At 39.3% G+C, this 23,525-nt stretch carries 25 protein-coding genes and 1 pseudogene; 23 read left to right on the top strand and 3 right to left on the bottom strand.

Translation table 11 applies throughout. The features are described 5' to 3' along the window. The first annotated feature begins 23 nt into the window (after positions 1 to 23). The 7 genes from alaS (at position 24) to greA (ending at position 6,880) form a co-directional block, all read left to right on the top strand. Positions 24 to 2,657 carry an alanine--tRNA ligase gene (gene alaS, locus JOD18_RS21855; RefSeq protein WP_204671366.1) on the top strand — a complete coding sequence of 878 codons (2,634 nt, stop codon included), beginning with the start codon at positions 24 to 26 and terminating at the stop codon, positions 2,655 to 2,657. An 82-nt stretch (positions 2,658 to 2,739) separates the two neighbouring features. Continuing rightward, positions 2,740 to 3,006: an IreB family regulatory phosphoprotein gene (locus JOD18_RS21860; RefSeq protein WP_204671368.1), complete on the top strand. Its 267-nt coding sequence runs from the start codon at positions 2,740 to 2,742 to the stop codon at positions 3,004 to 3,006. Beyond that, positions 3,003 to 3,422, top strand: coding sequence for a Holliday junction resolvase RuvX (ruvX, locus tag JOD18_RS21865; protein WP_204671370.1), 420 nt, complete (start codon positions 3,003 to 3,005; stop codon positions 3,420 to 3,422). The genes JOD18_RS21860 and ruvX overlap by 4 nt, the downstream gene beginning before the upstream one ends. 13 nt (positions 3,423 to 3,435) lie before the next feature. Continuing rightward, entirely contained in the window at positions 3,436 to 3,720 is a 285-nt protein-coding gene (locus JOD18_RS21870) for a DUF1292 domain-containing protein (RefSeq protein WP_204671371.1), read from the top strand. 422 nt (positions 3,721 to 4,142) lie between these two features. After that, entirely contained in the window at positions 4,143 to 5,282 is a 1,140-nt protein-coding gene (mltG, locus tag JOD18_RS21875) for an endolytic transglycosylase MltG (RefSeq protein ID WP_204671372.1), read from the top strand. Between the two features lie 52 nt (positions 5,283 to 5,334). Continuing rightward, complete coding sequence (locus JOD18_RS21880; RefSeq protein WP_338029598.1) at positions 5,335 to 5,976, top strand: O-methyltransferase; 642 nt, start codon at positions 5,335 to 5,337, stop codon at positions 5,974 to 5,976. Positions 5,977 to 6,403: 427 nt separating this feature from the next. Further along, complete coding sequence (greA, locus tag JOD18_RS21885; protein WP_204671373.1) at positions 6,404 to 6,880, top strand: transcription elongation factor GreA; 477 nt, start codon at positions 6,404 to 6,406, stop codon at positions 6,878 to 6,880. A gap of 160 nt (positions 6,881 to 7,040) precedes the next feature. Here the strand turns inward: greA and JOD18_RS21890 are convergent, their stop codons facing one another. Further along, entirely contained in the window at positions 7,041 to 7,268 is a 228-nt protein-coding gene (locus JOD18_RS21890) for a KTSC domain-containing protein (protein ID WP_204671374.1), read from the bottom strand. A gap of 232 nt (positions 7,269 to 7,500) precedes the next feature. Between JOD18_RS21890 and JOD18_RS21895 the strand changes: the two genes are divergently transcribed. Together JOD18_RS21895 and mtnN are read left to right on the top strand one after the other, a co-directional pair. Next, the gene (locus tag JOD18_RS21895; RefSeq protein ID WP_204671375.1) at positions 7,501 to 8,115 is read left to right on the top strand and encodes a YrrS family protein; all 615 of its coding nucleotides are present in this window, start codon (positions 7,501 to 7,503) and stop codon (positions 8,113 to 8,115) included. Between the two features lie 21 nt (positions 8,116 to 8,136). Continuing rightward, entirely contained in the window at positions 8,137 to 8,832 is a 696-nt protein-coding gene (gene mtnN / locus JOD18_RS21900) for a 5'-methylthioadenosine/S-adenosylhomocysteine nucleosidase (protein ID WP_204671376.1), read from the top strand. Between the two features lie 18 nt (positions 8,833 to 8,850). On the opposite strand, the gene sigK is transcribed toward mtnN, so the two are convergent. After that, positions 8,851 to 9,549, bottom strand: coding sequence for an RNA polymerase sporulation sigma factor SigK (gene sigK, locus JOD18_RS21905; RefSeq protein WP_204671377.1), 699 nt, complete (start codon positions 9,547 to 9,549; stop codon positions 8,851 to 8,853). 236 nt (positions 9,550 to 9,785) lie between these two features. After that, entirely contained in the window at positions 9,786 to 9,932 is a 147-nt protein-coding gene (gene sda / locus JOD18_RS21910; protein WP_204671378.1) for a sporulation histidine kinase inhibitor Sda, read from the bottom strand. Positions 9,933 to 10,446: 514 nt separating this feature from the next. Between sda and JOD18_RS21915 the strand changes: the two genes are divergently transcribed. The 14 genes and pseudogenes from JOD18_RS21915 to JOD18_RS21980 all read left to right on the top strand — a co-directional run bounded on the left by JOD18_RS21915 (position 10,447) and on the right by JOD18_RS21980 (position 23,242). Continuing rightward, positions 10,447 to 10,965, top strand: coding sequence for a YqeG family HAD IIIA-type phosphatase (locus tag JOD18_RS21915; RefSeq protein WP_204671380.1), 519 nt, complete (start codon positions 10,447 to 10,449; stop codon positions 10,963 to 10,965). Beyond that, the gene (gene yqeH / locus JOD18_RS21920) at positions 10,965 to 12,065 is read left to right on the top strand and encodes a ribosome biogenesis GTPase YqeH (protein WP_204671382.1); all 1,101 of its coding nucleotides are present in this window, start codon (positions 10,965 to 10,967) and stop codon (positions 12,063 to 12,065) included. The genes JOD18_RS21915 and yqeH overlap by 1 nt, the downstream gene beginning before the upstream one ends. Before the next feature lie 17 nt (positions 12,066 to 12,082). Next, on the top strand, positions 12,083 to 12,928 hold the full coding sequence (gene aroE, locus JOD18_RS21925) for a shikimate dehydrogenase (RefSeq protein WP_204671384.1): 846 nt from the start codon (positions 12,083 to 12,085) through the stop codon (positions 12,926 to 12,928). After that, positions 12,925 to 13,218, top strand: coding sequence for a ribosome assembly RNA-binding protein YhbY (gene yhbY, locus JOD18_RS21930; protein ID WP_204671386.1), 294 nt, complete (start codon positions 12,925 to 12,927; stop codon positions 13,216 to 13,218). The genes aroE and yhbY overlap by 4 nt, the downstream gene beginning before the upstream one ends. A gap of 13 nt (positions 13,219 to 13,231) precedes the next feature. Beyond that, complete coding sequence (locus JOD18_RS21935; protein ID WP_204671388.1) at positions 13,232 to 13,795, top strand: nicotinate-nucleotide adenylyltransferase; 564 nt, start codon at positions 13,232 to 13,234, stop codon at positions 13,793 to 13,795. A gap of 56 nt (positions 13,796 to 13,851) precedes the next feature. Further along, positions 13,852 to 14,424, top strand: coding sequence for a bis(5'-nucleosyl)-tetraphosphatase (symmetrical) YqeK (gene yqeK / locus JOD18_RS21940; protein WP_204671390.1), 573 nt, complete (start codon positions 13,852 to 13,854; stop codon positions 14,422 to 14,424). Continuing rightward, complete coding sequence (rsfS, locus tag JOD18_RS21945; protein WP_204671392.1) at positions 14,414 to 14,758, top strand: ribosome silencing factor; 345 nt, start codon at positions 14,414 to 14,416, stop codon at positions 14,756 to 14,758. The genes yqeK and rsfS overlap by 11 nt, the downstream gene beginning before the upstream one ends. 1 nt (position 14,759) lies before the next feature. Beyond that, a complete protein-coding gene (locus tag JOD18_RS21950; RefSeq protein ID WP_204671394.1) occupies positions 14,760 to 15,488 on the top strand; it encodes a class I SAM-dependent DNA methyltransferase in 729 nt (242 codons plus the stop codon). 163 nt (positions 15,489 to 15,651) lie between these two features. Further along, positions 15,652 to 16,054 (top strand): annotated as a pseudogene (locus tag JOD18_RS21955) (RNA-guided endonuclease InsQ/TnpB family protein); the annotation flags it as partial. A 34-nt stretch (positions 16,055 to 16,088) separates the two neighbouring features. Then, on the top strand, positions 16,089 to 16,772 hold the full coding sequence (gene gpmA, locus JOD18_RS21960) for a 2,3-diphosphoglycerate-dependent phosphoglycerate mutase (protein ID WP_204671396.1): 684 nt from the start codon (positions 16,089 to 16,091) through the stop codon (positions 16,770 to 16,772). Positions 16,773 to 16,897: 125 nt separating this feature from the next. Continuing rightward, positions 16,898 to 17,701 (top strand): aminoglycoside phosphotransferase/kinase family protein, encoded by an 804-nt coding sequence (locus JOD18_RS21965; protein WP_204671397.1) that lies wholly within the window; start codon positions 16,898 to 16,900, stop codon positions 17,699 to 17,701. 288 nt (positions 17,702 to 17,989) lie between these two features. Continuing rightward, positions 17,990 to 18,790 carry an SDR family NAD(P)-dependent oxidoreductase gene (locus tag JOD18_RS21970; RefSeq protein ID WP_204671398.1) on the top strand — a complete coding sequence of 267 codons (801 nt, stop codon included), beginning with the start codon at positions 17,990 to 17,992 and terminating at the stop codon, positions 18,788 to 18,790. A 50-nt stretch (positions 18,791 to 18,840) separates the two neighbouring features. Continuing rightward, a complete protein-coding gene (locus JOD18_RS21975; RefSeq protein ID WP_204671399.1) occupies positions 18,841 to 19,206 on the top strand; it encodes a PH domain-containing protein in 366 nt (121 codons plus the stop codon). Positions 19,207 to 19,738: 532 nt separating this feature from the next. Next, on the top strand, positions 19,739 to 23,242 hold the full coding sequence (locus JOD18_RS21980) for a hypothetical protein (RefSeq protein WP_204671400.1): 3,504 nt from the start codon (positions 19,739 to 19,741) through the stop codon (positions 23,240 to 23,242). Positions 23,243 to 23,525: the final 283 nt, after the last annotated feature.

Genomic DNA, 23,525 nt, shown 5'->3' on the forward strand with positions numbered 1-23,525 from the left:
TATAAAATTAGGAGGCGATAATTATGAAACGATTAACTTCTGCACAAGTTCGGCAAATGTTTCTGGACTTTTTTAAAGAAAAAGGACATGCCGTCGAACCTAGTGCATCCTTAGTACCAAAGGATGATCCAACCTTACTATGGATTAATAGCGGGGTAGCTACACTAAAGAAATATTTTGATGGCAGGGTTGTGCCAGAGAATCCGCGTATTACTAATGCGCAAAAATCGATTCGGACGAACGATATTACCAATGTTGGTTATACAGCACGGCACCATACTTTCTTTGAAATGTTGGGGAATTTTTCTATTGGCGATTATTTTAAAGAGGAAGCGATAGACTATGCTTGGGAGTTTCTGACAAGTGAGAAATGGATTGGTTTCGATCCTGCGCGTTTATCAGTAACGGTTCACCCAGAGGATGAGGAGGCCTATGCATTATGGCGTGACAAAATTGGCCTGCCAGGAGAACGTATTATTCGCTTAGAGGAGAATTTCTGGGATATTGGGGAAGGACCAAGCGGGCCAAACACGGAAATCTTTTTTGATCGTGGCGAAGCTTATGGAAATGACGCCAATGACCCAGAATTATATCCAGGCGGAGAGAATGAGCGTTATTTAGAAATATGGAATTTGGTGTTCTCAGAATTTAACCATAATCCAGATGACACCTATACACCATTACCGAAGAAAAATATTGATACCGGTATGGGATTAGAACGTTTGGTAAGTGTTATCCAAGATACTAAAACCAATTTTGAGACGGATTTATTTCTACCAATTATTAAGGAAACGGAAAAATTGGCCAATACCACGTATCGAGTACAGGAAGAGACAGACGTTGCTTTTAAGGTAATCGCTGACCATATCCGAACGGTTACATTTGCTGTTAGTGATGGTGCTCTGCCGTCTAATGAAGGCCGGGGCTATGTACTCCGTCGTCTATTACGGCGAGCTGTACGATATGCTAGACAAATAGGAATTGAAAAGCCATTTATGTTTCAATTAGTACCTACAGTTGGCTCAATTATGCAGGATTTCTATCCAGAGGTGCATGAAAAGACCGATTTTATTCAAAATGTAATAAAAACAGAAGAAAAAAGGTTCCATGAAACATTACAGGAAGGATTGCACATCTTACAGCAAATAGTAGATAAGCAAAAGCGGGAAGGAAGCAGTATCTTCCCTGGCGAAGATGTATTCCGTTTGTATGATACCTATGGTTTTCCAAAGGAGCTAACAGAGGAATATGCTGTTGAAGCTGGCTTAACCATTGATGAAAGCGGATTTGAAGAGGAAATGACAAAACAGCGTGAGCGGGCGCGAAATGCACGTCAGAAAGTAGATTCCATGCAAATCCAAGATAGTGTGTTAAGCGACTTACAAGCGGAAAGTGAATTTGTCGGCTATGATCAACTAGCTGTGGAAACTACGGTACAAGAAATTATCGTGGATAAGGCTTTAAAGGCCGAAGTAGCAGCTGGAGAAGAGGCATTTGTTATTTTAAAGGAGACCCCATTCTATGCGGAGAGCGGGGGACAAATAGCGGATAAAGGAGTGCTTCGTTTTGCTAGCGGTGCTGCCGAAATATTGGATGTACAGAAGGCGCCAAATGGTCAGCATCTCCACCGTGTATTAGTAAAGCAAGGTGTATTATCAAAGGGGCAAGCCGTTCAAGCTGAAGTAGATCAGGAAAGCCGTCAATTTATCATTAAGAATCATACAGCTACACACTTGCTGCATCAGGCTTTAAAAGACGTGCTTGGTGATCATGTCAATCAGGCAGGTTCGTCTGTTGCCAGTGACAGGCTTCGTTTTGACTTCTCTCACTTTGGAGCGATTACACCAGAAGAATGGATTGAAATTGAACAAAAAGTAAATGAAAAGATCTGGGCATCCATTCCAGTAACGATTACGACTAAATCGATTGATGAAGCTAAACAGATGGGGGCTATGGCTTTATTCGGTGAAAAGTATGGAGAGATTGTCCGTGTAGTCGCAGTAGGGGACTACAGTATCGAATTATGCGGAGGCTGTCATGTACAAAACTCAGCCGAAATTGGATTATTCAAGATTGTTTCTGAATCAGGTATCGGTGCAGGAACACGCAGAATTGAAGCAGTAACGGCCAAGGGGGCTTATGAATATGTGAATGGTAAACACCACTTACTGCAAATAGCTGCCAGTCAGTTAAAGACAAAAGAAGATCAAGTGCCAGAACGTATCGAGCATTTATTTAAAGAAATGAAGGAACAAGATCGTCATATTCAATCGTTAAATAGTAAACTGTCACAGCTGGAAGCTTCCACTATTCTTGATGCGGTAAAAGACGTTAATGGTGTTCGTGTTCTTGCTCAGCAGGTAGACGTTTCTGATATGAATCAGTTACGAGATATGGTAGATCAAATGAAACAAAAACTGGAATCAGGTATTATTTTGCTAGCAACGGTTAATAATGACAAAGTACAACTTGCTTCTGGTGTAACGAAGGATCTAGTTCAAGCTGGCTATCATGCAGGGAATTTAATCAAAGAAACTGCCAAAATCTGTGGCGGTGGCGGCGGTGGTCGTCCAGACATGGCTCAAGCCGGCGGAAAAGACACCAGCAAGATCCAGGCTGCATTAGCTTATGTAGAAAAATATGCGGAGAATAAATAATTTTTTTGGTATTTCGGATCAAGAACAGGTATAATAAATAAATACAAGCTACCGATTTCACTTTAATTTGGAGGTGCTTCGATTGGATGGAATGGATAAAACAATGAAATTTGACTTTTCTGATGAGCCTGTTGAGCAGAATGTAAAAGATGTCTTGCTTGTTGTTTATAAAGCGCTCGAAGAAAAAGGGTATCACCCGATTAACCAGATTGTGGGGTACCTGCTTTCAGGTGATCCGGCATATATTCCAAGACACAAAGATGCACGTAACTTAATAAGGAGAATAGAGCGTGATGAAATCATGGAAGAGTTAGTCAAGGATTATATACACGCCAACAGAAACGAATGACAAAAATGTTAGGTTTGGATGTAGGCTCAAAAACGATCGGGGTTGCGATCAGTGATGCATTAGGTTGGACGGCACAAGGTTTGACCACCTTGCATTGGACAGAGCCAGATTATGTAACATTAGAAGATACGTTTAAACAACTCATTGATGAGCATACTATAGAGAAGATTGTTATTGGATTGCCCAAAAATATGAATGGATCTATCGGTTTCCGTGGAGAAGCTTCCCAGAACTTTGCTCAGTTCTTGAGAGACCATTTCTCGGTTGAGGTAGTACTGTGGGATGAGCGCTTAACAACCATGGCTGCTGAAAGAGTACTATTGGAAGCCGATGTAAGTCGTTCCAAGCGGAAGAAGGTTATTGATAAGATGGCCGCTGTCATGATCTTACAAGGGTATCTGGATAGTCAACCTTAAAGGAGGTATTTATGTGGCTTTAGAAGAGAAAGAACGAATTATTATTCCTGATGAGAATGGTGAAGAACACTTATTCGAGGTACTGTTTACCTTTGATGTGGATGAGTCAGGCCATTCCTATGTAGCAGTTGTCCCTGCAGAGCAGAAGGAAGATGAAGAAGTCGAAGTCTTTGCATTTCGTTATGAAGAAAAAGCAAATGATGATGATTTAGAGCTTTATCATATTGAATCAGAGGAAGAATGGGATATGGTAGAGGAAGTATTAAACACGATTGCAGACACCGATTTAACGGAATAACGGACAAATTTTATGCTTTAATACCGATCGGCCTGCCAAAACAACAGAAAATGAGACAAGGGTAGTGCGGCAAAAGCTAAGTAGTTGTTTTTTGTTAAACAACCTCTATAAGAAATAGAATCGAGGGCCAATCCATTCATGGATCGGTCCTCGATTCATTTACATTATAAAAAAGTATATATGTTTATGGGTAACATAAAAGAAGAAAGAGGATGGAAGCGGAGAGAAGTCGAATCTTGCGAAAAGCGACTTCTCCTAGCGGGCATCTATCTTAACTAAAAGGTAAATAACCAAATGCTGCTCTTGGTGTTTCTTATATTGTCATGATAAAATGCAGGTCCTTGTTGGAAGCTATCGTATTGTTTCCCTTTTTTTTATTTTGTAGTATAATATAGCAGGTGAAAGGGGGGAAACCCTTAATTATGAGTGAAGAGAAGAAAAATAAACAAAAACTACCGAAATATAATGAATTAGCAGTTAAAAGGGCAAAAGATGTCTCCGTTGCTAGAAAAATTATTCTAATCCTACTGATTATATTTGCTATCATAGTAGTGGTTGGTGGTTTTTCTGCTTATCAATATATTCAAAAAGCGATCTCGCCAGTCGATCCCTCATCTAATCAAGAAGTAGAAATTACCATACCGTTGGGTGCCTCTAGTTCAGATATAGCTGATTTACTGGAAGAAGAAGGTTTGATTGAGAATAGCCTTGTTTACCGCTTTTATGTAAAACTACATAATATGGCTGATTTTCAAGCTGGTGAATATACTTTATCCCCTTCTATGACATTAGAGGAAATTTCAGAGGAATTGGCGACAGGGACACTTATGGAAGAAGCGGTGCTTCGTGTAACGGTTCCAGAAGGACGAAATATGGAAGAAATTGCTACTATTTATGAAGAAAATGCGGGTATAAACCAAGAAGATTTTTTACAAAAAATGCAGGATGAATCTTATATAGAAGAACTGATAGATAACTATCCGGCGATCTTACATGAAGTGATATTAAATGAAGACATTATCTATCCATTGGAAGGTTATTTGTTCCCAGCAACCTATGAATTTTTTCATGATAAGCCAACTGTGGAAGAAGCCGTAACACAAATGTTAGACAAAACAAATGAAATAGTGGACAGCCATCGAGAAGAGATCGAAGCGACTGATTTCTCTCTTCATGAGTTGTTGACATTTGCTTCCCTAGTAGAGGAGGAAGCACCTTCGGCAGAGGATAGACAACAGATTGCGGCAGTATTCTATAATAGGTTGGAAGACGGGATGAGGCTGCAGACCGACCCTACTGTTATATACGCACACGGGGAGCACATTCCTCGGTTAACGTATGATCACTATGAGATTGAATCGCCTTATAATACGTACTATGTAGATGGTTTGCCGGTAGGACCAATCGCTAACTTTGGGGAAAGTTCATTAGTATCTGTTTTGGAACCAGCAGATAATAATTATTTCTATTTCCTAGCTGATTCAGAAGGCAATGTTTATTATTCAGAAACATATGAAGAACATCAGCATTTGGAAGAAGAGTACATCCACAGCCAAGACTAAAGCAGGGATATCCCCTGCTTTTACGCTGTTTGAAGAAGGGAGGGAGCGTTGGGTGAATTATGGGCAAGTCAATCATTATTTGTTAGATTTAATCGATAGTGAGCCAGAGTGGGTGCAAAAACTGCAATTACAGGCAGAAGCTCATCATGTTCCGATTATGGATAAGCAGGGGATTCGTCTTTTGCAGCAGCTAATCCGGCTCTATCAGCCGAAACGTATTTTGGAGATAGGGACGGCTATTGGATATTCTGCTTTACGCATGGTGGAAGCCAAAAATGATCTGCAGGTTGTTACCATAGAAAGAAATGAAGAAATGTATAAACAAGCCCTTCATAACATACAAGAACAAGGTCAAACAGAACACATTAAGGTTATTTTTGGCGATGCATTAGAAACCGTAGATAAGGTGGAACCACTGGCTGATTTCAATATGATTTTTATAGATGCAGCTAAAGGTCAATACCGGCATTTCTTTGACTTATATCAGCCTTTGTTACACGCTGGAGGTGTAATTGTAACAGATAATGTACTATTCCGCGGTTTTGTGGCCAATCCGGAAGAAGCACCTAAGCGATTACGCAATATGTCAGCCAAGATAGATCAATATAATCGCTGGTTGTTAGAACATGAAGATTATGATACGGTTATCCTCCCGGTTGGGGACGGGGTCGCTATTAGTGTAAGGAGATATTAATATTTTCGGCTACCATAACATATATAAATACTTCTTGATTTCCTGTTTTTTGTTATCCTTTGCTTGATTTGGTTTGAAGCTTCGGAAACTTCAGCAGGTTTAAATGAGTAGAAACAGACTGAAATATCTAAGAATTTTGTCGCTTTTTAGCAGATGATAGTAAGGTTTAATAGAGGAAATAAAATATCTGTCAATTCATAAATGAAGTCAACAATAATGGTTGAAAAATAATTAAAAATCTGAGATAGTATTATCTAGAGTATTTTCATGATTATTATAAGTGCTATTTCTGGATAAGGTTTCATATCATGTATGAGTGTGTGTTCAAAAAACTTGCTGGGTCATTTTTATGGAACTATTTTGAAGCACCTTTATAAAGATATTCCTTATCTGATATATAGTAGATTGAAGGAGAGTGTGAAGGGTTATGGCAGAAGAAAAAGAATTTTATATGACAGAAGATGGTCTCAAAAAGTTAGAAGAAGAATTAGAATTTTTGAAAATAGAAAGACGCCAAGAAGTAGTGGAACGCATCAAAATTGCACGGGATTTTGGTGATCTTTCAGAGAATTCAGAGTATGATGCAGCGAAGGACGAGCAGGCATTTGTAGAAGCGCGAATTGTACAAGTAGAGAACATGATTCGAAATGCCGTGATTATTACAAATGAAGAGGAAAATTCTGGAATCGTTTCATTGGGAAGAACGATTACTTTTCAGGAATTGCCTGATGGGGAAGAAGAAAGCTATACCATTGTAGGTAGTGCAGAAGCAGACCCATTTGAAGGAAAGATCTCCAATGACTCCCCAATTGCTAAAAGCTTGTTAGGTCACGCTATTGGTGAAGAAGTTATCGTTCCTACACCAGCCGGCGAAATGAATGTAAAAATTTTAAATGTAGAGTAATGAATAAATGGATGTCAAGTGTGCAGATGACATCCATTTTTGTCATGGTTTAAATCGATGTTGGCTCTAATACATGTGCGTGTGCAACAAGTTCGATAAAAATGTGGGTGATCTAGTAGAAGTTCCTCTATCTCCAACTTCGACATTCGCTGTAGCATTTCTATTGGACTTTTTGAACATCCTCTATATGGGTTGCTAGCTGTTCAATCATCCTTTCCTTTTCGAGGGAAATAATTAATTGAAAAACGACCGCCTCAGAAATCGAATGATAACGTATCGTCTTCCCGTTAACAAAATGGATATCAAGTAATTGATAGTCCTTATCATAGCTGATGGCGTCAAAAGGGATATTCTCCCACAGCGTTCGGTCAAAAGTAGTTGTTAGCATGAAAACACTCCTTTATGGATTCGATTTTTGATGAGGCATAACCGTAACTGGATTGTTATATCCTGTCACTAAACGGAAAATACTTGTCTAACTAACTTTATTCTATATATATGGTGATTTCCCTGCGACTATGACAAAAATAGAAGAAAATCGATTCATTTTTCTAAACTTTGGTTTGGTCGTGGAGAACTTATCTTTTTTTTAGTATAATATATAGAGGGAGGGAGCAGAGATGACTGATAACAATGAGAGCAACACAAGAAGAGATCGATTTGAGAAGAAGAGAACAAATACAAAAGCAATTACATGGCTAAGCATAATTGGCGGCTCATTAATTGTTGCTCTAATCGTGGTCATTTCCGTGAATTTGGGTAATGACTCGTCCGCAGCAAATGATAACCAAAACACAGCTGAATTTGCTTTAGGTTCATCTAATGATAAAGAAGAGAAAAAAGGTTTAGAAGTCAATGAGGTAGAAGGCGAAGACGATGAGGAAGATGAAAATGAATTGAAAGAGGTAGAGTCTAGTGACAGTAATGTAGCGAGAGCCTATGAAAGCAATTGGGAACCAATCGGTACGTCCCAAAGTGGGCCGCACACTACATCCTTCGATAAAAATTCTACGGATTGGCAAGAAATGAAAAAGGCTGTTGAAGTAGCCACAGGCATTCCGAGTGATGAGCAAGTAGAGTGGTGGTTTGGCAGTGCAGGAGAACAAGGAGTAGAAGCAACCGTTTCACCAAAATCAAATCAAGACGAAGTATACCGGGTACATCTGGAGTGGGTTGATGGGGAAGGTTGGAAGCCGGTATTGGTGGAAGAACTAATTAGTAATGATAGAGGGTAACTGCAGTAGGGAGGTACATGGATGATTGGTATTATTGGAGCAATGGATGAAGAAATAGAATTATTAAAGAACGAGATGGAATGGAAAGAAACAGTACGGGTAGCTAATGGTGAGTTTTATATTGGCACAATGGCTGGTAAAGAGGTTGTGGTGCTGAAATCAGGAATTGGTAAGGTAAATGCTGCCATTGCCACCACGATCCTGTTTGAACGTTTCCATCCAAGTGTTGTTATTAATACAGGTTCAGCCGGGGGATTCCATCCAAGTTTAGAGGTTGGTGATGTGGTTATTTCCTCAGATGTGGTGCATCATGATGTGGATGTGACTGCCTTTGACTATCAATATGGACAAGTACCAGGTCTCCCGCCAGTGTTTCAGGCTGACCCGGTCCTAGTTGAAAAGGCATTATATGCAGTAAAGCAATTAGATAATGTTCAGGCAATGAAAGGCTTAATTAGTACAGGTGATGCTTTCATGGAGGATGCGGACAAAGTGGAAGCTGTCAGAAAGGTCTTTCCTTCCATGATTGCTGCCGAGATGGAAGCCGCGGCCATTGCGCAAGTCTGTTATCAATATGCCAGACCATTTGTAGTGATTCGTGCATTATCAGATATAGCCGGAAAGAACTCGTCTATTTCTTTTGACGAATTTCTGAAGATTGCTTCTGCTAATGCTGCTAACATTATTGTAAACGTAGTAGAAAATTTAGACGAATAGCTGTCGTCCTCACGACAGCTATTTTAATTCATTCCGGTAGTATTCATGAAAGACCTTCATTAATGCCCGCTTCTCTATTCGAGAAACATAGCTTCGCGAAATGTTTAATTTACTGGCAATTTCCCGTTGGGTGAGTTCATCTGTATTTCCTAAGCCAAATCTTGCAATCAGTACTTCTTTTTCACGCTTATCAAGTACACGTAAGTATTTTTGGATTTTTTTCAGTTCCATGTGCAGCTGAATGGCCTCTGTTATATCTTCATTATCTGCTTCAAGAATATCGATCAGACTAATTTGATTTCCTTCTTTATCTTGACCAATCGGATCTTGTAATGAAATATCTTTCTTGGTTTTTTTTGTGGCTCGCAAATACATAAGAATCTCATTTTCAATACAGCGGGCGGCATAGGTTGCCAGTTTGGTTCCTTTCCCACTGGAATAGCTTTCAATCCCTTTAATCAATCCGATGGTGCCGATAGAAATTAAGTCTTCCGGTTCTTCCTGGGTGTTTTCAAATTTCTTCACGATATGAGCGACTAAACGCAAGTTATGTTCAATTAATTTATTGCGTGCATGCTCATCTCCTTCATGAAGCCGTTTTATCATTTCTTGCTCTTCTTCAGGGGGAAGCGGCTGTGGGAAGGTATTTTGTTTGACATAAGCAACAAAGAATAGAGCCTCTTTAAACATAGCTAACAGACCTAGCAGAATGGACATACAACACCTCCTAAGAGAGTCTGGGTATTTGCCTATACCTTCATCGTATGCAGAGGTGTTGTCCGAAGTGCTAAAGAAAGTGCAGCTTGCATTTTTTTTCTGCCCATTTGTTTAAGTGCGTATGCAACAAGCTGTCAACTTGGAAGCAATTCAATACTTACTTATTTGATGCCTTTTTGAACAATCTCTAAGAGAATAAAAAACACTTAGTCAATAAGTGACTAAGTGCTGGAGCTCTATATTTGATTAGCAGCGTCAACGGGATCAATTAATGACCTTCTTTTCATTTCTTCTTCCATTAAGTGAATGAATTCATGGCTTAGGCTTAATTCATTTGCTCTATGATAGGATTCAATGAGCAGCTCGTCTGATAATCTCTCCATTGTGTCCCCTCCCACAAATAGGTTGTCCATTCCATGTAATAGTTAATGTAGCATGAATTAATTAAATCAACAACCGAACAATTATCTACACCTCATTGTTTATAACTTGTGTATAAAAGGATAATATATAGGGTAAAGGTAGCTGCAATCACTGTGGAAATTGTGTATAAAGTTATCCACAATTCATTTCTTGTAAAAAATTGTCGAACGATTCTTAAATTTATTATGCATAATCGAACTAAAAAGTACCTTAGCTTCTTTGTTGAAAATGCTATGCAAACGGGCTAAGAGCACGTATAAACATGCATTGCTTTCTTTCTCAAGAAATCGATCGGACTAACTACAAATACTGATGTCAATAGATGGTATGCGATTTCCGAGGTGCGAAAGTTAGAGTATATAATATATCTTTCAGCATCTTTTTGATGATAATTCTTAGTTTCCTTTGAATAAAACGCCAAAATTGTTTATCATAGATAGAGGTATGTATATTGATAGTAGAGGTGGACGTATTTTGTTGAAAAATTTTTTGCCGAACGAACATGTGCAGCGCGTGTTAGATATTACTCCTGCTAAACTGAAGGATATGGGGATTAAAGGAATTATTACCGATTTAGATAACACGTTGGTAGCTTGGAATGTACAAGATGCCACTCCGGAAATTGCCGCCTGGTTTAAGGATATGAAGGAACATGATATTAAAGTAACCATTATTTCAAATAATGATAAAGAACGGGTTAGTATCTTTTCCGAACCATTAGAGACACCTTTTGTTTATAGTGCACGGAAGCCGCTTACTAAGGCTTTTAAACACGCCACCAAGCAGATGAATTTAAAGAAAGATGAGGTCGTTGTAATTGGTGATCAATTAATGACAGATGTCCTTGGAGGAAATCGAGCAGGTTTTCACACGATATTAGTAGTTCCGATTGTGGAGACAGATAGTAAAATAACAAGGTTAAACCGAATGTTGGAAAGAAGAGTACTTGCTTGGATGCGCAGAAAAGGTATGATTTCATGGGAGGAAAAGTAATGGAAACCATCTATTGTGAAGGCTGTGGAGCAGAAATACAAACAGAAGATAAGAGCAAAGCGGGGTATGTGCCAGCCAGTGCATTGACAAAAGAGCATATTATTTGTCAACGTTGTTTTCGCTTAACACATTATAATGAAGTACAAGATGTAGAATATACCGATGATGATTATTTACGTATGATTCAACAAATAAGCGATACCGACAGTTTGGTCGTAAAAATCGTCGATATATTTGATTTTAATGGCAGTTTTATCTCTGGATTGCAGCGATTAACAGGACATAATCCCATTATCTTAGTTGGTAATAAAGTGGACCTATTGCCGAAGTCGACTAATAAAAATAAACTAATTAACTGGATGAAAAAGACAGCAAGTGAATATGGCTTGAAGGTACAGGATGTTTTTCTTGTTTCTGCGGCCAAGGGTATGGGATTTGAAAAGGTTGAAGCAGAGATAGAGGCAATTCGCAACCAAAAAGATGTCTACGTAGTTGGTTGTACAAATGTGGGTAAATCTACGTTTATTAATCAGTTAATTCACCGCAGCAGTGGGGTGAAAGATGCTATTACCACTTCCTATTTTCCAGGAACAACGTTAGGTTTTATCGAAATTCCATTAGATGAAACCAGTTATTTATATGATACACCAGGTGTTGTCAATCGATCTCAATTAGTTCATTATGTGACAGACGAAGATTTAAAACTGATTCATCCGAAGAAGGAAATTAAACCAAGAATATATCAGCTTCAAGATCGGCAGACATTATTTTTTGGCGGGTTTGCCCGGTTCGATTTTGAAAAAGGTGTTAAGCAATCGTTTGTCGGTTATTTTTCCAATCAGTTAATGATCCATCGAACGAAGCTGGAACAGGCAGGGGATTTCTACGAGAAACATGTAGGTGAACTGCTGCAGCCACCAAGCCCGGCAACTCTGGAACACTTACCGCCTTTGGTGAAACAAACGATAAAGATCCCACGGGAAAAAACAGATATTGTGATCCCAGGTTTAGGCTGGTTATCGATAACGGAGGGCGGCATTACTGTTTCCGTTCACGCTCCTAAAGGAGTACAAATTTCTTTGCGTCCGGCATTGATATAGAGAGGAAGAAAACGTAAATGACATATAAATTAGGTTTGATTGGCAACCCAATTGGACATTCATTATCACCATGGATTCATCAGCATTTCTTAGAATCGGCGGATCTAGATGGGGAATATAAGCTGTATGAGGGTGACTTTGAGGCACTTCCGCAAGTGATCCAGAGACTAAAGGACGAGCAGGTGGACGGTTTTAATATCACGGTTCCTTACAAGCAGGTGATTATTGATTTCTTGGATGAAATGGATGAAGAGGCTGAGATATTAGGTGCCGTAAACACTGTTGTACAAAAAAATGGGAAATGGAAAGGCTACAGTACAGATGGGGAAGGATATGTCCGGTCATTGGCAGATATCTTTCCAAACCTTTTAACATCAGACGCTTCTGTGTTATTATTAGGAGCTGGTGGTGCAGCACGTGGAATTTATCGGGCTTTAATGCAAAAACAAGTCGCCCGACTTGACATAGCTAATCGTTCACTGGAGAAGGCGGAGGCCTTACTTTCTTTGCGAATCGGAAATGCTTCTACCAGTGTGATTAGCTTTGAAGAGGCTGAGGCGCAACTGGCAGAGTATGATTTAATTGTGCAAACGACATCAGTTGGTATGAAGCCGCATCAGGATGTGCAAATTATTCGTTTAGATAATCTGCGTACGGGGGCAGTAGTCAGCGATATCGTGTATCAACCTATTATGACAAAAATTTTGCAAGATGCTAAAAGCCGTGGTGCTCAGATTCATCATGGACATGCAATGTTGTTATATCAAGGGCAACTGGCATTTGAAAAATGGACAGGCAAGAACTTGGAGGTATCTCATTTAGTAGATCAGTTAGAAAAGAAATTAAGAGGTGAAATCAATTGAATTTAACAGGTAAACAAAAACGTTTTTTACGCGCGAAGGCTCATCACTTACAAGCGATCTTTCAGGTAGGTAAGGACGGGGTAAATCAGAATATGATCAAACAGGTTGGTGAGGCACTGGAGAAGAGAGAACTTATCAAGGTATCGGTCTTGCAGAATTGTATGGAGGACAAGCATGATGTTGCCGAGGCGCTAGCAGAAGGTACGGAGGCTTATATTGTTCAGATTATTGGCAATACGATCATCTTATATAGAGAATCAGAAGAAAATAAGCAAATTACATTGCCATAAAGCAGGTGGGAATATGAAACGAATTGGATTGTTCGGAGGTACATTTGATCCACCTCATTATGGGCATTTACTGATGGCAGAACAGGTCTATCAACAATTAGAGTTAGACGAAATCTGGTTTATTCCGTCCTATCAGCCGCCACACAAGGCCAATGCCAAAACAACAGCAGCCGACCGTTTGGAGTTGACGAAACGGGCAATCGCAGGACATCCTGCCTTCTTTGTTAATCCAATTGAAGTAGAGCGTGCGAGTACTTCGTACACATTAACGACAGTTAGACTGCTAAAAGAACAATACCCGGAAGATACTTTTTATTTTATTATTGGCGGTGACATGGTCGAATATTTGCCAAAATGGAACGAAATTGATATCTTATTAGAATTAGTCACCTTTGTAGGTGTTAATCGGCCAGGTCATTCATTAGAAACGAATTATCCGGTTAAGGAAGTACACATGCCTTTAATCGATATTTCGTCGACCATGATTCGGCAACGTGTTCAACAGAGGCAGTCGATTCGTTATTTAACACCGCCGGAAGTCATTGCATTTATTAATAAAAACGGTTTATATTCATAAAATAGTAACAGAAAGCTTTCTATTGTTAAGGAAACAGCAGAAATTGGGTGGGAGAAGTGAACAGAGAACAAGCATTGGAAATGGTCAGACAACAGCTGCCAATCAAACGGTATGAGCATACCATCCGAGTGATGGAAACGGCTCTTGATCTTGCCGAACATTACCAGCTGGATCTGAAAAAAGTGGAATTAGCGGCTATTTTCCATGATTATGCTAAATATCGTGATGCTAAGGAACTAAAGCGTTGGATTATCCAAGAACAGCTGCCTCAGGATTTGCTTGATTATCATCAGGAATTGTGGCATGGTCCAGTAGCTGCGAAAATGTTGGAGAAGGAAATAGGGATATGTGACCCGGAAATCCAGAGTGCGATTTATTGGCATACAACAGGTAAACAGCATATGAGTCAAATGGATAAGGTTATTTTTATCGCCGATTATATTGAACCAGGAAGATCTTTCCCAGGGGTTGAAGAAGTACGTCAAGTCGTTTATGATGACATAGACAAGGCTTGTTGGATGGCGGCTAGAAATACGATTATCTTTTTAATCAGTAAGAATCAATCGATTTATCCAGATACATTTCAATTATATAATGAAGGACTTGGGAGGAACTTGAATGCAGAGTAAAGATTTAGCGGAATTAGTGGCAAAAGCTTGTGATGATAAACGCGCAGAAGATATTGTGATTCTTGATATGCAGCATGTCTCTTTGATATCTGATTATTTTCTTATTTGTGAAGGCAGCAGTGAACGACAAGTACAAGCTATTGCACGTGGAATAAAGGAAGTAGCCGATGAACAGGAAATAGAATTAAAGCGGATAGAAGGATTTGACCAGGCCCGCTGGGTATTAGTGGATTTAGAAGATGTTGTTTGTCATATCTTCCATCGAGATGAACGAAATTATTATAATTTAGAAAGACTATGGGGAGATGCCCCTCATTTAGAAGTGAAGCTATAGTATGTCTTATGCAAAGCTGGCCTATATTTATGATATATTAATGGAGGATGCCCCTTACCTGCAGTGGCAAGAGTTTGTCCATCACTTTGGCCCTGCTTCTGGGCGCTTGCTTGATTTAGGTTGCGGAACTGGTAAGCTTAGTGCCTGTTTTGCACAAATGGGTTATCAAGTAACAGGTGTAGACTACTCTGAGGATATGCTTGCTTACGCCGCTGCAAATACAACCAATATCCAGTATCTTCAACAGGATATCCGTCAGTTGGAAGGGCTGCACGATTATGATATTGCAGTTAGTTTGTGTGATGTGATCAACTATTTGACTTCTAAACAAGACGTTATCCAGGCGTTTACTAAGGTATATCAGAGCGTGAAAGAAACAGGAGTTTTTATCTTTGATGTTCACAGTATCAAACATTTCCAAGAGGATATGGCAGGTCAAACCTTTGCGGAAATCTATGAGGATATTACCTATGTTTGGCTCTGTGAACCAGGAGAGGCCTCTAACAGCCTGTTACATGATCTAACCTTTTTCTTACAGGATGAACAGACTGGTCAGTATGAGCGCTTTGATGAACAACATCTGCAGCGCACTTTTTCCATTCATGATTATCTGGAGATGTTGAGGCAGGCAGGTTGGACAAATGTTCAGATATATGGAGATTTTCAAACAATGATCGCTGAGAATCCAGAGGAGAACGAACGCATCTTTTTTGTTTGTTATAAGAATTAAACCAGTATTTAATGTATATCCCCCTTAATTTTGACTAAAATGCTATCCAGCCTTTTAGTCAAAATTAAGGGTTTTTTTATAGGAAAAGATAAACATTTATCAGAAATAGGCGAGAAAACTCCCTCTTCAAGCGCATGAAGGGTATCCCTCAGGCGGTAAGGAGACGTTTTGGCGTAACCCTTCCGGTAAATACTTTGTTTCAATATTAGTCGAAACCGAAGCCGAACACCATGAAAAAACAGGTTCATCGGTAGGCATCGATGTCGGATTAACCCATTTTGCCACCCTTTCAGATGGAACTGTGTATGTGAACCCAAGATTTCTTCGGATAATAGAAGTGAAGCTGGCAAAAGCGCAGGTGATTCTGTCCAGGCGACAAATGGGTTCTGCTAATTGGCATAAACAAAAAAAGAAAAGTGGCCCGGCTTCACGAAAAAATAGCGAATGCAAGAAAGGACATGTTAGATAAGATCTCCACCGAGATAGTCAAAAACCACGATATCATTGGTATAGAAGATCTAGAGACTGGTAGTAAGCCTAGGTTGTATAACTTATTAAACAGGGTATATATAAAATAAACAGTAAAAGGAGGAATAAATAATGAGACTTGTATTAATCAGACATGGAGAAAGTGAATGGAATGTAGCTAATTTATTTACTGGCTGGACCGATGTTGATTTAACAGATAAAGGAGCAGCTGAGGCAAAGCAGGCTGGTAAAATACTAAAAGAAAAAGGATTCCGTTTTGATATCGCTTTTACCTCTTACTTAAAAAGGGCCATTAAAACACTTGATTATGTACTAGAGGAAACAGATAATCTCTGGATTCCGGTTTATAAAAGCTGGAAATTGAACGAACGGCATTACGGCGCTCTCCAAGGCTTAAATAAAGAAGAGGTTGCCAAACAGTATGGGGAAGAACAAGTACTGCTGTGGCGGCGCAGTTTTCAAACACCGCCTCCATCATTGGATAAAATCGATGACCGTTATCCTGGCAAAGAGTTAAAATATCAGGAACTGACAGCAGCAGAGCTTCCGACTGGGGAAAGCCTTGCAACAACGATTGAACGTGTTATTCCCTTTTGGAATCACGAGATTAAGCCTGTATTAGCTGAGAGAAAAAAGGTCATTGTGGCAGCGCACGGTAATAGTTTAAGGGGGTTAGTAAAATACTTAGAGAATATCAGTGATGAAGATATAGTGAATCTGAATATTCCAACCGGGGTTCCTCTTGTCTACGAATTAGATGAGCAGCTGGTGCCTATTTCAAAGTATTATTTGTAGGGAAATAGAGCAGCAATAGAGAGGCTGACAAGGATAAGATTTAACGGCATTAGGGACTTCGTTTTTTCTGTTCCTAAGCAAGGGTATGTATTGTTCATGTCAAATGATAGTCAGGAGGCAGTTAGATGATTCCTAGTGAGGTAAAGCAGGATTTTTGTTTAACAGGAGAAGGTGTCCTTTTGTCTGGAGGGCAAGGAACTTCTTTTCGTATCGATAATGCTGTAGTAAAACAAGTTGAAGATACAGTATACAGTGAGACAGTGCTGTCCATTGTCGATCAGCTATCTCCAGTTAATTATCGTGTGGCAAAACCGTTGAAGACGAAGGAAAACACTTTTATCGGCCATGGCTGGCAATGCACGCAATATGAAAATGGTGAGGAGAAACAAGGAAAGCTCAAAGAAAAGTTAGCTGTTTCCAGAGCGCTTCATCATGATTTAAAGCAAGTAAAGATAGAAGTGTTAACAGGAGGAATAAAACCAAATGATCCTTGGAGTATGGCACATCGAGTAGCATGGGGGCAAATACAGATACCAGCCGACATAAATCAGAAGGCTGCTAAGGTTTTAAAGAGGTTATTAAATAATTTGGCCTTACGGGAGTATGATGATTTCCAAATTATTCATGGGGATCTGGCAGGGAATATTCTTTTTGATAAGATATTGCCTCCTTTGGTAATAGATTTTTCACCAACAATTGCCCCAGTAGCTTATGCGGAAGCCATATTAATAGTAGATTGTATTGCCTGGCAAGGATCGGATATTACGAATATCGATTGGTTCTCCAATAATGATGACATGCTTATCAGGGCTGTAATATTTCGTTTAACAGTAGAAGCTGTTTTTGCTGGGAACGATGAACAAAGATTCAGCAAGCAGTATGAATTATTCCATCCGATTATTCAATTTGTATACAAGCGTCATCCTTAAATTAACATTTTATGCTTGGAGTACGTGTTTAAAAACCTGCTAGATGAGAAGCAAGTATGAGATAGTGGATATGAATACCCTGAAAAGAAAAGTTTCGTTATACTGTTTGGTAATTTGTTGAACAACGCTTTGAAAAATCTTATGATCAGAGGTTATAGGTTTGTCTTATTACCATGCTATAATAAAAGAAGCCTATGCATAGCTGGTTCAAGTCCAGTTGATATTTTTGAAACTTAGCTTGATGTTTGCGTAATAGTTGTACAACAATAAAAGAAGGGAGAGAGGAAAATGTCCATTTTCGCTGCTGATGTGTTAACAGGGCGCCATGTATTGATTACTGGTGCGACAGGCGGTATTGGTGCTGTCACTGCCAAACTAGCGGTGCAGAGTGGTGCAAAAGTAACCATTACAGGCAGAAACGAAAGGAAGCTTACCGCCTTAGAACAGGAACTTCGTACCTATCGTTCCCCCGAATATATTTATGCACATCCTGCCGATATTACGGTTTCTCAGGAACGGGACCTATTGATAAAACAGGCAGAGGAGTCATTAGGGTTTATTTCGGATTTAGTGAATGCAGCAGGTATGGCAGGTAATCAGCCGGTTGAATCCCTTGAAAGGGAATATATTGAAAAGTTAATGGATATCAATTACTATGCTGCTTTTAGTTTAACGAAAGATATTTACCTGAAGATGGTGCAACATATGCAGGGCAATATTGTGAATGTTGCCTCTCTCTCAGGTTTACGAGGTACATATGGTAATACAGCTTATGCCTCCTCTAAGTTTGCCATGATTGGCTGGACACAATCGATGGCATTAGAAGCGATTAAATATAACATTCGTGTGAATGCAGTATGTCCAGGTTTCGTTGCTACAGAGATGGCGGAGAATATACTCAAACATAAGGCAGAAGCTACGAAGCAGTCCTTTGAGAAAGTATTTGCAGAAACAGAAAAGAGTATTCCATCGGGGAGAATTACCGGTCCTGAAGAAGTGGCAAATACCATTATCTATTTGCTGACAGATGCTGCTCGAAATATTGTTGGGGAATCGGTAAAGATCTCTGGTGGGGGAGTTATGAGGTAAAGCTTACATGCTGGCAGCTATTACTGAATAAATCAAAAGGAGGAAATAATATGGCCGATGTGGGAGAAATATTACAATGGACTTTTTATGAAGAAGTGGATGTTCCGGATAATTTGAAAGAATTATTGGTGGAAGGGGAAGTTGCTGAGGCAGCATACAAAACAGTCAGGGATGTTGCTGTTGTCACGAATAAACGGTTTATTATTGCAGACAGGCAAGGCATTCGAGGGAAAAAGATAGAAATCTATACTATTCCTTTTAAATCGATTGATATGTATTCTTCCGAAAATGGCGGAACATTTGATGTCAATGCCGAGATTGAGTTATGGACGAAAAGCGGCCATTTTAAGCTCCAATTAAATAAAAAAGTCGATGTAAGAAAATTGGATAAAATCATTGCACAGCATATTTTGTAGAAGAGTGATCTCTTCTTGTTTTAGCAATTATAATCATAAAGTGAGATTTATCGGAATAATAGTTTGAAATACCGCCATGTTGAAGCAGCGGAATGAAGGACAGTTGTACTGGGGTAAACAACCCTAACCAAATTGGTACATAAAGAGCTTGTTTAAAAAGTCCAACAAAAATGACACGGCGAATGTCGGAGTTGGCAATCGGGAAACTTCTACTAAAACCGTCCACATCATGTGGACAATGCACGTGCTGTGCAAGTCCGCTACTCACGTATTAAAAGCGTACGTTCCGTTCCTTGAAAAAGAAGGTCGCTTTTTCTGCGTGCAAGACCATCTGCTCAAAGGCTGTGCTGCCTTGAATTTCAGCGTACAGGACGTACTAGTGCAGGCGTTATGACAGGACGTCATGGCTTTAGCCTGCCGACGCACACACTGTGCTAGTATCGGTGTTGCAACACGATGTTGCAAACTTAACTGATGAAGGTCCTTTTTATCGAACTTATTGAACATGAATATAAAGAAAGAGGTGAGCTTAATGGACGAGATTCCAAGATCAACCAAAGAGAAAATTGTAAAGGAGGAAATAAAGCAATTATTTCGTCAAGGTTATCTGACTGAGAAGGAATTTCACCGGTTTATGCAGACCTATCAACAATATCACCTACAGCAAAAAGAGTTTGCTCAGTTGCAGAGTGAAATGAGACAAGAACAAGAGACTGAAACTGTCAAACAACCAACAGAACCAATCGATCAGCCGGTTATCAAGGTCGAGCCGAGTCCTGCAGCAATAAAGAAACCAAAACCAGTGAAGCAACCAAATGAAAAACCTCCTAAACCGAAGAAAACAAGTGAGCAAATCCGCGAACGAAATATTACTTGGCTGCTGATCATCGGAGTGGTTTTTTTATTAATTAGTGGTTTAGTGGTTGCGACAAGCACATGGGATCAAATGGGAGCCTTAATGAAAGTAATCACTTTACTAGGTGTTTCCTTGTTTTTCCTTGCTTTAAGTATGATATCGAGTAAGTTTCTGAAGATCGAAAAGACAGCCTTTGCTTTTCTTACCCTTGGAAGTTTATTGCTCCCAATTGGAATATTGGCCATCGGTTATTTCGGCTTATTGGGATCCTATCTCACGATTGATGGGGAAGGCAGGTACATATTAGGAATGATGTGTACATTGATTCCGCTCCCGCTATACGTTAGAAACGCCTTGGTCAGTCAAGCAAGGTTGTTTGTCTGGATCTCCTTTTTATTTTTATCATTCTTTGTCGGTTTTTTATTTGCAGCATTGCAGGTACCGGTAGATCTGTTTTACCTGTTAATCATGCTCTATAATGCTGCTTTATTATTTAGCTATCATCGTTTTCATCGTCAGCAGCAAACAAAATCAGCTCTATTTTTCAAAGAATTGCCTGCATATGCACAGTTGAATTTAATTGTGTCGACTTTACTAATGCTGGCTGTATTTGATCAGGCACTCTTTTACAGTTTTAACGTTTTATTGACGGCCGTGCTCTATATGGCTATGGTTTTCGTGTACCATACCAAAACCTATCAATTTGTTTTTGTTGTATTGTTTGCCTATGGGGTGTTTCAGCTAACGGAATCTTCGTGGCTGCAGTCCATCGATATATTTGTCTATGCCTTGTTAGGGGCAGGATATATCTTGTTTGCTTATCTTATGAGAAAGGATAGCTTTGTTGAGAAAGTCTTCCACTATACTGCTGGAATTATTACCTTTTTTGCTTTTATCTATATAAGTTTTCAAGGGTTGGTGATCAGAGGAGGATCAGATTCCTGGACATTATTATTTGCTTATCTTGTTGTTGCTGGAACTTACCTCTATCTTTCTCATATTACTAATCGCCAAGTATTTCGCTGGCTGGCACCTATTTTTCTCTTTGTATTTGGGCTGCAATTATGGAATACGGTAGTGGAGCCGTATTTTGTGATAACTTGGGAATTCTTTCTTTTTGTATATGCAGGTATCTTATTCGTGGTTGTTGGTGTTCGCAAAAAATGGGCATTTACTCAGCCTATTCAAACAAGTACGTATTACCTGTCAGCAGCAGTCATGCTGATTGCCATGTTAAATACATTGTTAGTTATGGCATATATGGAGCTAACTATCATGTTGGTATTATTAGGTGTCATATGTTTGATTGTGGCTCATTCTGCAAATGGAATAGAAAAACAAACAGCAGAATGGTTGCACGCCGTCAGCTGGATTTTTGCTCTATTCGTGTTGTATCCAGAGTTAACAAGCCGAATGGGACTTTCTTATGAACAATGGAATCTTCCCATACATGTTGCGGTCGCTTCTCTTATTTTGCTCGGGGTCTGTAAAGTATGGGATCGATGGAAGAAGCCAAATTTGGCACGGGCCGCCTTTTACATTGGGCAGGTTAGTTACTGTATGGCTATTTTACAAGCAGCTGTTTATTATTTCTTTTGGGACGGCAAAGTCAACCGTTCATTGATTTTTTTAGTTGGCATTGCCGTAGCCATTTGGTTTGTGAAACGGTCTAAGAGCCAGTTATTATGGAGTATTGTAGCGTTGACGACATTGTTTTTCTATATGTCTTTGTACAGCTTTATGCCGATAGATTCGCTGTCAGGGTATGGCTGGTATATGGTGTTTGCACCAGTCTTACTGCTTATCATTGATTGGTATGCAGGAAAGTATGACAAGGCACTTAAGCCACATTTCTTTAAACTTGCCCATGTGGTGATACTTGGTTTGCTGTTATTATTTGCTGTCGATTTCGTTATGGATCACGAGATTCATCCTGCCATAACTGCTATTCCTACACTGATTTACGTGTATAGCGCAATGGTTAAGCAGAAAGAATGGCAAATTAAACTGTCTTTATTTGCAGGGATGACCATGATTCCATGGATGATGACGATGTATCTGTATTATTATGATTGGCAACTATCCTTAGAATTAGAATATATACCTATTTTTACTAGTATTCTGTTCTTGGTGGGTTGGATTATGGTGCCACTTGTTTGGAAAAAGAGAATCGAATGGTATATGATACCATTTATTCATCTTAATCAGCTTATTGTGGTGAGTTCATGGATGCCAGGCACGTTCTTTGAGATAGTTATTTTGCTGGCATGGATGGTGTTAGCTTTATACTTATTGCATGTTCGCAAATGGCTGATGTTTAGTTTAATCCCTGTGATTGCTTCGATTATTATGTGGAATCAGCAGCAAGTGATCATAAATCCAGACTATCTTATTCTTCTTACTATCGGGTTCTTTGTTTTGTTAATTGGATCAGGCAGCTATGTCTTTACGAGTCTCTATCTGACAAAGGAGAAGAAGGTTATTGATGTAGATTGGTATGCAGTAGGTGCCCTATTGTATGTATTTTTTGCCTTTACCCTTTCTAGCATGACTGATAATATATGGCTGCAGATAGTGCCTTATCTGATGCTTGCTAGTTGGTTATATCTGCAAATCAAACGAGTTCATTCATCCGCAGGGAAGAAGACGCTGGTTACCTTATCATGTATTTCACTTTTGCCAGCCTACTATATAGTTTTAGAAGAATATTTGGAGCTGATAACGCCATTATTACATGCTGAATTCAAGGCATTGCCTATCCTACTGCTGTCGATTTTATTAGCAGTCAGGACATGGCGGCATAAGAAAAACATTATGAATCATGTACAAACGGTTATCTTGATCTTTATTACTGTCTATTTGATTAATGATGCGATCCAGAGCAGCACGGTTTGGGATGCCATTATTATCGGTACGTTATCGCTGGCCTCATTCTTAACGGGGATGAAATTGCAAATCAAATCCTATTTCTTTGTCGGTCTTGGCACACTATTATTTAATGTGATGTACCAAACCAGACCTTATTGGGGCAATTTACCGTGGTGGGGCTACCTATTAATCGTTGGTGTCCTACTGATTGCCATTGCTAGTTACAATGAGTGGCAGAAACAAAGAGAATCTGAAGGGAAGCTTGTTCCACTGATAAAAAAAGCACTGGCAAGGTTCAAAGAATGGGATTAACAAGTTAAATATATACCACAGATGAAAAAAGGTTATGGTTATCCATTGTGATAGCTATAATCTTTTTTTATCAACTTAACTTTTCACACATAAACAAACATGTGCACCCTGCTATCATTGATTGCCCTTGCCTGGTCATTATTTTGACTGAATAGACGTTTGAAGATTCGCTCCGGCCAACCACTTCGCTCCCTCAATATACTTTCATTTTCTTAAAATATCGCTGTTTTTCTCTAATTTTCATTGATTAATATTAAAAACATTAGGTAAGTCAAGGAATATA

Source organism: Gracilibacillus alcaliphilus, from assembly GCF_016909015.1.
Classification (GTDB): domain Bacteria; phylum Bacillota; class Bacilli; order Bacillales; family Amphibacillaceae; genus Gracilibacillus; species Gracilibacillus alcaliphilus.